Genomic DNA, 10,656 nt, shown 5'->3' on the forward strand with positions numbered 1-10,656 from the left:
TCACGCCGGGAGGTCCCGCCGGCGGAGGCCGATCAGGCCGGTGAAGGCGACGGCGAGTGCGATCGCGAGCAAGGCGACGAACGGGCCGGCCGACACCTCTCCGCCGGGGAGCGAGGGGAGGTGGGTGAACGGTGAGATGTCCCGGATCCAGCCGGCTGTGCTCACCCCGGCGCTCACCAGCCCGATCAGGATGCAGACCGCCGGGCCGGCCCACGACACCATCGAGGCCCGCGGGAACAGACCGAAGATCGCGATCGCTATCGCCGCCAGCACCCACACAGCCGGCAGTTGGGCGAGCGCCGCACCAACCAGCCGCGGTACCTGACCACTCACATCGCCGATTGCCGCGCCGTACGCCAGTCCTTCGGCGACACCGGCTGCCACCAGCGCCAGGGCCGGGCCCAGCAGGCTGAACACCAGGTGGCTCGCGGCCCATTGCCAGCGACTCGTCGCGGTCGCCAGCACCGGCTCGGCACGCCCGCTGCTCTCCTCGACGCGCATTCGCAGCGTGGCTTGAACGGCGTACGCCGAAGCAATCAGCCCGACCAGCGTCATCACACCGGCCAGGAACGAGTCGATCAGCCCGGCCGCGCCACCCATCCGCTGGAACATCTCCTGGATGCCCGGATCGTCGCGCATCAGGTCGCCGACGCCCTCCGCGACACCCCCGAAAAGCAGCCCCAGCAAGGCGAATCCGACGGTCCACGCCGCCAGCAGCCCGCGATGCAGCCGCCACGCCAACGCCAGCGGCGATCCCAACTTCCCGTCTGCCGGCCCGAGCCGATCCGGCAAGATCCCCGCACCGACGTCCCGTCGTACAGCCAGCGCCACCGCGGCTCCGATCAGCGCGATGGTTGCTGCCAGCAGCACCACGGCCAACCACCAACGATTCTGGGCGTACGGATGGATCTGCTGCGCCCAGCCGATCGGCGACAGGTACGACAACCACGCGAGCGGCCCGTCCGTGTGCGCACTGGTATCACCGGCGGCCCGCAGTACGTAAGCCCCGCCGAGGACCCCGATCGCGATACCCCGCGCCGTCCCCGCACTGGCCGTCAACTGCGCCGCGACCGCGCCGAGCGCCGCGAAGAACCAGCCGGTGCCGGCGTACACGACGCCGATGGCAATCGATCCGGTGAGCGGCAGATCCTGGCTGTGCATACCGAGGGCAAGCAGTACGGCGAGCACCAGATTCGCGCCGAGGACCGTGATGAGAGCCGCGGCCAGCTGCGCGTGCCGTCCGACAACGGTTGCCCCGAGCAACTCGCGGCGGCCGGTCTCCTCCTCGACGCGGGTGTGCCGGATCACCGTGAGCAGACTGATCAGGCCGACCATCACCGGCACGAACCCGAGCCGCCACGTCACGAACTCGCCCAGGCTCGGCCCGGAAAGCTCGCCGTACAAGGTGATGAAGCCGGCGTTGCTCGCGTACTTGACCCGCGAGTCCGGCGTCGGGAACAGGTCGCCGTACTCCTTCACGTAGCTCACCGAGATCGCCGTGAGCAGGACGATCCAGAGCGGCAGCACGATCCGGTCCCGGCGCAGGATCAGCCGGATCAGACCGCCGGTGCCGGCCAGCGACGTCATTTCACGGCCTCCGGTTCGTACAGCCGCAGGAACAGTTCCTCGAGCGACGGCGGCTGGCTCACGAGACTCCGGACGCCGATCTCCGTCAGCCGCCGCAGCACCGGGTTGATCTCGTCGGTGTCCACGTCGAACTGGACGTGCCCGTCGATCTCCTTCAGGTCATGGACCCCGGACAACTGCGCCAGGCCGTTCATCGGTCCGACGAGCTCGGCCTGGATCGACGTCCGGGTGAGGTGCCGCAGCTCGCTCAGCGTGCCGCTCTCGACGGCGCGGCCGGCCCGGATGATCGTGACGCGATCGCACAGCGCCTCGACCTCGGACAGGATGTGGCTGGACAGCAGGACGGTCCGGCCGTCACGGTCGCTGATCTCCTGCACGACGTCGCGGAAGACCTCTTCCATCAGCGGGTCCAGGCCGGACGTCGGCTCGTCGAGCAGCAGCAGTTCGACGTCGGAGGCGAACGCGGCGACCAGGGCGACCTTCTGCCGATTGCCCTTCGAATACGCGCGCGCCTTCTTCCGCGGGTCGAGGTCGAACCGCTCGAGAAGCTCGGCCTTGCGCTTCTTGTCCACCCCGCCGCGCATCCGGCCGAGCAGGTCGATCGCCTCGCCGCCGGACAGGTTCGGCCACAGCGTCACGTCACCGGGCACGTACGCGAGCCGCCGGTGCAGCTGGGTCGCGTCCGACCACGGGTCGCCGTCCAGCACCCGCGCCGTACCGCCGTCGGCACGCGTCATCCCGAGCAGGATGCGAATGGTGGTGGTCTTCCCCGCGCCGTTCGGGCCGAGGAATCCGTGCACCTCGCCGGTTCGCACCGTGAGGTCGAGACCGTCCAGGGCCCGGGTCCGCCCGAACCGCTTGACCAGACCTTCCGTGCTGATCATCGCTTCTCCTGTTTCTCGATCTGTTCCTGGGTGAGCAGCGGGATCGTGAAGACCTCCATCAGCGCGCGGCCGATGCGGTTGTAGCCCGCTGGTGTGGTGATGTCCTCCCCCAGCGCCTTCGAGACCTGCTCGCGGAACACGAACACGCTGAGCTTGATCGCGGCCAGCGCCGCGGCGTACCCGCGCCGGTCCTTGGGATCGATGCCGAAACTCGTCGTCCACTCCTCGACCGCGTCGACCCCCTCGAGGAACAGCGCGGTCGCGGTCTCCGAGCCGTCCATCATCGAGCGGACCAGATACAGCTGCAGCGGGAACGCGAGCGGATGCAGCACGAGCGGGTCGAGTCCGGTGAGGTCTCCGTCCCTGGTCAGCTCGGCGCCGATCTGAAGCATCCGCTCCTTCGCGTACTTGTCACACGCTTCCCGCAACGCCTCCTTCGACCCGAAGTGATGCCGCACCAACCCCGACGACACCCCTGCCTCCGCCGCGATGTCCCGGATCGAAGCCCCCTCGATCCCCCGCTCCCCGAACAACTTGACCGCCGCATCCCGAATCCGGGCCCGCGCCGTGAGGTCTTCCACCGCCCGATCCATTCCCACTCCTCTCACTACACACAACAGCAAACTCCTACACAGCTGTGTAGTCAAGTGCCCACTCGTAAAGTCACGGTTGGCCGTAGGTGATGCACCCGACCACACGTGCTCCGCAGACACCTGCCTCGCCACTCCGCTCCTCACCGCGCCCGCTCCGCGTGCTTTGCCCTGTGGCTCCGCTTCTCACCGCACTCGCTGCGGGTGCTTGTGCTGTGGCTCCGCTTTTCACCGCACTCGCTGCGGGTGCTTGTGCTGTGGCTCCGCTTTTCACCGCACTCGCTGCGCGTGCTTGCCCTGTGGCTCCGCTTTTCACCGCACTCGCTGCGCGTGCTTGCCCTGTGGCTCCGCTTTTCACCGCACTCGCTGCGCGTGCTTGCCCTGTCGCTCTGCTCCTCACCGCACCCGCTCCGCGTGCTCTCACCCCACCCCCCGCTTAATGCGGTGCGCCCATTTCCGGCTGACGCCGGGAGCTGCCGACTCGCGCCGCGCGCATCCGGCCTGCGCTGCGAGTTGCCAGCTGCCGCCGGGGTTGCCAGCTGGCGCCGGGGTTATCGGCCTTCCGCCAGGGCTCCGGCTTGCGCAAGGGAGTCGTCGGCTTGTGCTGGGAGTGTCCGGCTGGCGCCGTGGGTTTCCGGCCTGCGCCGTGGGTCCCGGCTCGCGCCGCGTGCATCTGGCTTGCGCTTGGGAGTTCCCCGCTGGCGCTGTGGGTTCCCGGCTGGCGCCGAGAGGTGCCGGCCCGCGCTGGGAGTTGCTGGCTTGCGCCGAGAGCTGCCGGCCTGCCGCCAGGGGGCTTCGGATGTCGCTGGGTGTAGCCGGCGTGCGCCGGGAGTTGCCGGCTTGCGCCGTGGGCTTCCGGCTGCCGCCGAGAGTTGCCGGCCTGCGCCGGGGTTGCCGGTTTGCGCCGCGTGTATTCAGCTTTCGCTGGGAGCGTCCGGCTTGCTCCGGGAATTGCCGGCTGGTTGCGAGCTGTCGCCGGCCGGTGAAGGGCGGCCGGCCTGCCGTGGCGACGGAGTCCGCGGTGATGTGCCGTGAAGATCAGGCCGCCGCCCCGCCCCGTCCAACTCTCCACATCGGCCAGCACCCCGCGCCGAGTCGTGGCATTCGGCTCCGACCCAAGCGGCGAGTCGTGGACATTGGTCGCGCTGGGCAGCCAATTGCCACGACTGGCGGACGAACGGAGCCGCGCCAAGCCGATCGCGGAGACCTCTCCGCTCGAGCCGGAACCCCACCCGGGCAGACGCCCTCGACGAATCACGTTCCCGGGTCGCCAGTTCCTTCGCGGGCGAGCTTCGTGCCAACACGACTCGATGTGCTGACGAGAGCCCACCGCTGCTGCCCCGCGTGGCTTTGCGGCACTCCACTTGGCCCCGCGCATCAATGTGCACAGCCTTCGCGCCGTGATCCGCGCCGCCGGCGCGAGCTGGACACTTCCGGCGGTAGCCGGAAACCGGCGGTGCCAGCCGGAAGTGGATGCTCCGCGCTAAGTGGGTTGGATCTGAGCGACGAGGCGAAAGCCTGCGTAGCGCGTGTGCGGCTGGCGACATCCACGCATTTGTCCAGCTCGTGAACCGGATCCAGCCGGTAAGAAGGTTACTTCAATGTGACAAAGTTTCGTATCTTGTTGACAGGACAGCGCTTGCTGGTGTGGTTTCTTCCCAACATCAACACCTGGCTGGGGAAGGTGGGGCGGCCCATGAGGAAGCTGTTGGCTGTGCTGGCGGCGCTGTGTGTGCTGGCGGCGGTACCTGGGACGGCGTCGGCGGCCGAGCCCGCGGCGAAGAAGGTCATCAAGATCGGGGTCACGCAGTCAGTGGACTCGATGAACCCGTTCCTCGCCGTGCGGCTGGTGACGGGGTCGATCCAGCGGATGATCTACGGCTTCCTGACGGTGCCGGATTCGAAGACGCTGCAGCCGAGCCCGGATCTCGCCGAGTCCTGGACGACGTCGCCGGACGGGCTGACCTGGACGTTCAAGATCCGGCAGGCGAAGTGGTCGGACGGGAAGCCGATCACCGCGGCGGACGCGGCCTGGACGTTCAACAAGATGATGACCGACGACGGCGCGAAGACCGGCAACGGGCCGGCGGTGGAGAATTTCCAGAGCGTCACCGCGAACGGCCAGGAGCTGACCATCAAGCTCAAGGCGCCGCAGGCGTCGATGCTCGACAACCCGGTGCCGATCATGCCCAAGCACGTCTGGGAGAAGGTCACCGACATCTCGAAGTACGACGGTGAGGTGTACCCGACCGTCGGCAGCGGACCGTACGTCGCGGTGGAGCACAAGAAGGACCAGTTCGTCCGGCTGGAGGCGAACCCGGACTACTGGCGCGGCCGCCCGAAGATCGACGAGCTGCAGATCATCTTCTACGACAACCCCGCGGCCTCGATCGTCGGCCTGAAGAAGGGCGACATCGACCTGATCGGCCGGCTGAACCCGCCGGACTTCGAGTCGCTGAAGGGCGACGACAACATCGTCCAGTGGAACACCCAGGGCCGCCGGGCGACCTATCTGCAGATCAACCACGGCGCGACGACCAGTGACGACAAGCCGATCGGCGACGGGCATCCGGCGCTGAAGGACCCGAAGGTGCGGACCGCGCTGCACTACGCGATCGACAAGCAGAAGCTGGTCGACGAGGTCCAGGGTGGGCTGGCCAAGCCGGCCGACGGGTCGATCATCCCGCCGCTGTACAAGGACTTCTTCTGGGAGGCGAGCGGCGACGAGAAGGTCTCGTTCGACCTCGCGAAGGCCAACAAGATCCTCGACGACGCGGGCTACAAGAAGGGCGCCGACGGTGTCCGGACGATGCCGGACGGGTCGCGGAAACTGCAGTTCCGGTTCAGCATCCACACCGACACCCCGATCGAGGACAAGCTCGCCGAGTACCTGACCGGCTGGTTCAAGGAGATCGGCATCCAGCTGACCACGAAGCGTCTGGACTCCAGCAAGTTCACCGAGGAGACCGGTACGACGGCGCTGTTCGACATCGCGATCAGCGGCTGGTCGGTGAATCCGGACCCGGAGGAGGTGCTCGGCACGCACCTGTGCAGCCGGCGTCCGGGGGCCGACGGCAAGGGCGGCGGCACCGAGTCGTTCTACTGCGATCCGACGTACGAGAGCCTGTACCTCGAGCAGCAGAAGGAACTCGACCGCGGAAAGCGCGCGGAAACGATCAAGAAAATGGAGGAAAGGCTCTACACCGACGCGCCGGTGATCGCGCTCTACTACCCGAACGATCTCGAGGGCTACCGGAAGGACCGGATCGCGAGCATCACGCCGATCCCGGAGGACAAGGGCCTGCTGTACGGCGGTTCGGGCTACTGGCCGTTCTACACGCTCGAGGCGGTGTCGAAGGACGGCGAGACCGCGGAAAGCGGTGGCCTGGGCGGTGGTGTGATCGCCGGCATCGCGGCGGCCGTGGTCGTCGTCCTGATCGGTGGTTTCCTCGTCCTTCGACGCCGCCAGGGCGCGGCGGACGAGCGCGAATGACGGCCGACACCACCACGGCCGTCGAGGCGCTCGAGGAGCGCCCGGCCCGCCACGGTCTGCCGCGGTATGCGGCGACCAAGGCGGGCGGGGCGCTGCTGAGCATCGCGATGGTGATCGTCGCGACGTTCTTCCTGTTCCGGCTGCTGCCGGGCGATCCGGTCCGCGCCCTCGCGCAGGGGCGGAACATGACGCCGGAGCAGCTCGACCTGGAGCGGGCGCGGCTCGGGCTGGACAAGCCGATCCCCGAGCAGTTCCTGCATTTCCTCCAGCAGACGCTGTCGTTCGACCTGGGGACGTCGTACGAGTACAAGCGGCCGGTCGTCGACCTGATCGGCGAGCGGATCGGGTCGACGTTGCTGCTCACCGGTACGGCGCTGGTGATGGCCGTCAGCCTCGGCCTCTGGCAGGGCGCCCGCGCCGGATGGAAACCCGGCAGCAGGTTCGACAAGGTGTCGACGGCCGTCTCGCTGGTGTTGTGGTCGGTGCCGACGTTCTGGCTCGGGCTGTTGCTGCTGATGGTGTTCGCGGCCGGGATCGGCCCGATCCCCGGGATCTTCCCGACCCGCGGGAGCTCGAGCGTGGACAAGCCCGACGGGTTCGCGGGCGTGCTCGACGTCGCGCAGCACATGGTGCTGCCGTGTCTGACGCTGGTCGCGGTCGTCTACGCGCAGTACCTGCTGGTGATGCGGTCGTCGGTGATCGACGAGGTCGGCCAGGACTACATCACGACGGCGCGGGCGAAGGGCCTGCGCGACGACGACGTACGCCGCCGGCACGCCGTACCGAACGCGCTGCTGCCGACCGTCACGCTGGTGTTCATGCGGATCGGCTTCGTGGTCGGCGGCGCGGTCACGGTCGAGGCGATCTTCAGCTGGCCGGGGCTCGGGCAGCTGTTCTACGAGGCGATCCGGGTGCCGGACTTCACGCTGATGCAAGGAACGTTCCTGCTGATCACGGTTTCCGTGATCGTGATGAACACGTTGGCCGATGTGGTCTACCACGTCCTGGACCCGCGGGTGAGGTCGGCATGAGCACGGTGGCGTGGGTGCGGCGGAAACGCGCTGCCGGTCGTTTCTGGACGGATTTCCGGAAACAGCGAGCAGGCGTTGCCGGATTGGTGATTCTGGCGGCCGCCGTCGTGCTCGCGCTGATCGCCCCGCTGTTCATCGACGCCGGCGTCACGAACGTGGTCAGCGGAACCGGGGCCAAGCTGGCGCCGCCGAGCCCTGCCGACCCGCTCGGCACCGACGAGTCGGGCCGGTCGGTGCTGCTGATGATCTGGTGGGGATCCCGGACCTCGCTGCTGATCGGATTCCTCGCGGCGCTGCTCAGCATGGTGATCGGCACCGTGCTCGGAATCGCGGCCGGGCATTTCCGCGGCTGGGTCGGTGCGGTGATCCTGCGCATCACCGACTGGTTCCTGGTGCTGCCGTCGCTGGTCACCGCGCTGGTGCTGGCGGCGATCCTGGGCGGTTCCACCGCGACGATCATCGTGGCGATCGGGGTGACGTCATGGCCGTCTACGGCGCGACTGATCCGCGCGCAGACGCTGGCCGTCGAGGCGCGCCCGTACATCGAGCGGTCACTCGCGCTCGGCGCCGGGCACTGGCACATCACCACGCGGCACGTGCTGCCCAACGTGGCCCCGCTGCTGCTGGCGAGTACGACGCTCGAGGTGGCGAGCGCGATCGTCACCGAGTCGACGCTGGCGTTCCTCGGCGTGAGTGCGAACAAGACCTCGTGGGGAACGATGCTCCGCGGGTCGTACGACTGGGGCGCGGCGACCGCCGGCGCCTGGTGGTACATCCTCGTGCCGGGTCTGTGCATCGTGACCGTGGTGATGGCGTTCACCTTGTGTGGAAGGGCTTTGGAGACCGTGCTCAACCCCCGGCTGCGGACGCGTGCACATGCTTGAGCTCGACGAGTTGACCGTGAAATACCGGATCGCCGGCGGCGAGGTTCCCGCCGTCCGCGGGGTGTCGCTGAGCGTGCCGGCCGGTGAGGCGCTCGGGCTGGCCGGGGAGTCGGGGTCGGGGAAGTCCTCGGTCGCGCTCGCCCTGCTCCGGCTGCTGCCGCGATCCGCCGACGTCGGCGGGCGGGTGCTGCTGGACGGCGAGGACGTGCTGTCGATGAAGTGGGGCCGGCTGCGCGCGGTCCGCTGGTCGTCGGCCTCGATCGTCTTCCAAGGTGCGCAGCACGGACTCAACCCGGTGCGGCGGATCGGCGACCAGATCGCGGAGCCGCTGCTCGTGCACAAGCTGGCGTCCGGCGCGGTCGCGGACCAGCGGGTGCAGGAGTTGCTGTCGCAGGTCGGGCTGCCGGCCTGGCGGGCGCGGAGCTACCCGCACGAGCTGAGTGGTGGCCAACGGCAACGAGTGATGATCGCGATGGCGCTGGCGTGCGAACCGCAGTTGATCATCGCCGACGAGCCGACGACCGCGCTCGACCTGATGGTGCAGGCGCAGGTGCTGACGCTGATCCGCCGGCTGATCGCGGACCACGGGATCTCGTTGCTGATGATCTCGCACGACCTGTCGGTGCTGGCGGACGTGTGCGACCGGCTGGCCGTCATGTACGCCGGGCGGCTGGTCGAGGTCGGCCCTTCGTCCGGCGAGTTCCGGCACCCGTACAGCCAGGCGCTGGCCGCCGCGTTCCCGACCGTCGGCGATCCGGCGTCCCGTCTAGCCCCGCGCGGGCTGGCCGGTGACCCGCCGGATCCGCAGCAGTTGCCGGGCGGGTGTGCGTTCCACCCGCGCTGCCCGGTCGCACTCGAGACTTGCGCGACGTCCGACGTACAGCTGCGGGAATCCGGCGCCGGCCGGACCGCCGCCTGCGTCCTGGTAGGGGAGTGACCTTTGCTAGAGGCAACTGATCTGCACGTCGAGTTCCCGGGCCGCGGCGGCAACCGGGCCCGGGCCGTCGACGGCGTCAACCTGGCGGTCGGCGCCGGGGAGATCGTCGCGCTGGTCGGCGAGTCCGGCTGCGGCAAGACCACGCTCGCCCGCACGCTCCTCGGTCTGGAGCGCCCGACGTCGGGCCGGGTCGCGTACGACGGTACGCCGCTGAGCTACACCGGCCGCGCGCTGCGCGCCTTCCGGCGGCAGGTGCAACTCGTCCTCCAGGATCCGATGGGATCGCTGAACCCGCGGCACACCGTGTACGAGGCGGTCGCCGAAGGTCCGCGCATCCACGGACTGCCCGACGAGGAATCCGTGGTGTCGTCGGCACTCGCCCGCGCCGGGCTGCGGCCGCCGGAGCGGTTCTTCCAGCGCTATCCGCACGAGCTGTCCGGCGGGCAGCGGCAACGCGTCGTGATCGCGGGCGCGCTCGCACTCGACCCGAAGGTCCTGATCGCCGACGAGCCGGTCGCGTCCCTGGACGCCTCAGTGCGCGGCGAGATCCTCGCCCTCCTGCTCCGGCTGCGCGACGACCTCGGGCTGTCCGCGCTCGTCGTCACCCACGACCTCGGCCTGGCCTGGAACATCGCCGACCGGGTCGCCGTCATGTACCTCGGCCGGATCGTCGAGTCCGGCCCCACCGAGGACGTGCTGACGAACCCGCGACACCCTTACACGCAGGCGTTGCTCAGTGTCCTTCCCGAGTCCCCGAACCGCATCGTGCTCACCGGCGAGCCGCCGGACCCGACCCGCGTACCCGCCGGCTGCCGCTTCCATCCACGCTGCCAATTGGTGGCCCAGGGCAACGGTACGGCGGCCTGCGGCGCGCAACCACTGCCGATCCTGCCCGCGGGCAGGGCCGTCCAGGTCGCGTGCCACGTGGCCGCACCCTGATCAGACCTCGTCGTCGTCCTCGGGCTCCTCCGCGGCGTCGGCGACCGCCCACTTCAGCTGGAACTCGACCTCTTCCTCGTCCTCGCCACGCTCGTGCTCCACGCTGATCCGCGCGTTCTTGGGGACCGTGAACCGCTCGCCCGCGACCTGGATCCGGAACGGCTTGCCGGACTCCAGCGCGTCCGCGAGCCGCCGCAACTTGGCCGCGAAATCGGCGACCGAGTAGTCCTTCTCGACATCTGTCTCACTCATGCCGCCCATCCAAGCAGGCAGAAGGTTCTTCCAGTGGTTGACAATAGTTAACAGATAGT

The 10,656-nt window shown here is 69.0% G+C and carries 9 protein-coding genes; 5 read left to right on the forward strand and 4 right to left on the reverse strand.

What is annotated here, in order from left to right; translation table 11 throughout:
- The 3 genes from ABZX12_RS24675 to ABZX12_RS24685 are packed head-to-tail and all read right to left on the reverse strand — an operon-like array spanning position 1 to position 3,064.
- The gene (locus ABZX12_RS24675) at positions 1-1,587 is read right to left on the reverse strand and encodes an ABC transporter permease (RefSeq protein WP_355696673.1); all 1,587 of its coding nucleotides are present in this window, start codon (positions 1,585-1,587) and stop codon (positions 1-3) included.
- Positions 1,584-2,471 (reverse strand): ABC transporter ATP-binding protein, encoded by an 888-nt coding sequence (locus ABZX12_RS24680; RefSeq protein WP_355696675.1) that lies wholly within the window; start codon positions 2,469-2,471, stop codon positions 1,584-1,586. Before ABZX12_RS24680 ends, ABZX12_RS24675 begins: the two co-directional genes overlap by 4 nt.
- Complete coding sequence (locus ABZX12_RS24685) at positions 2,468-3,064, reverse strand: helix-turn-helix domain-containing protein (protein ID WP_355696677.1); 597 nt, start codon at positions 3,062-3,064, stop codon at positions 2,468-2,470. Before ABZX12_RS24685 ends, ABZX12_RS24680 begins: the two co-directional genes overlap by 4 nt.
- A 1,693-nt stretch (positions 3,065-4,757) precedes the next feature.
- Here ABZX12_RS24685 and ABZX12_RS24690 point away from each other — a divergent pair.
- The 5 genes from ABZX12_RS24690 to ABZX12_RS24710 are packed head-to-tail and all read left to right on the forward strand — an operon-like array spanning position 4,758 to position 10,345.
- On the forward strand, positions 4,758-6,554 hold the full coding sequence (locus tag ABZX12_RS24690) for an ABC transporter substrate-binding protein (protein ID WP_355696679.1): 1,797 nt from the start codon (positions 4,758-4,760) through the stop codon (positions 6,552-6,554).
- Positions 6,551-7,585: an ABC transporter permease gene (locus ABZX12_RS24695; protein WP_355696681.1), complete on the forward strand. Its 1,035-nt coding sequence runs from the start codon at positions 6,551-6,553 to the stop codon at positions 7,583-7,585. Before ABZX12_RS24690 ends, ABZX12_RS24695 begins: the two co-directional genes overlap by 4 nt.
- Positions 7,582-8,469, forward strand: coding sequence for an ABC transporter permease (locus ABZX12_RS24700; protein WP_355696683.1), 888 nt, complete (start codon positions 7,582-7,584; stop codon positions 8,467-8,469). Before ABZX12_RS24695 ends, ABZX12_RS24700 begins: the two co-directional genes overlap by 4 nt.
- On the forward strand, positions 8,462-9,406 hold the full coding sequence (locus ABZX12_RS24705; RefSeq protein ID WP_355696685.1) for an ABC transporter ATP-binding protein: 945 nt from the start codon (positions 8,462-8,464) through the stop codon (positions 9,404-9,406). Before ABZX12_RS24700 ends, ABZX12_RS24705 begins: the two co-directional genes overlap by 8 nt.
- Before the next feature lie 3 nt (positions 9,407-9,409).
- Positions 9,410-10,345, forward strand: coding sequence for an ABC transporter ATP-binding protein (locus ABZX12_RS24710; RefSeq protein ID WP_355696687.1), 936 nt, complete (start codon positions 9,410-9,412; stop codon positions 10,343-10,345).
- Here ABZX12_RS24710 and ABZX12_RS24715 read toward each other — a convergent pair whose 3' ends face one another.
- Positions 10,346-10,597, reverse strand: a complete 252-nt coding sequence (locus ABZX12_RS24715; protein ID WP_355696689.1) for an amphi-Trp domain-containing protein — start codon at positions 10,595-10,597, stop codon at positions 10,346-10,348.
- Positions 10,598-10,656: the final 59 nt, after the last annotated feature.

Origin of the sequence: Kribbella sp. NPDC003505, assembly GCF_040610875.1 — a bacterium.
In the GTDB taxonomy this organism is placed as follows: Bacteria; Actinomycetota; Actinomycetes; order Propionibacteriales; family Kribbellaceae; genus Kribbella.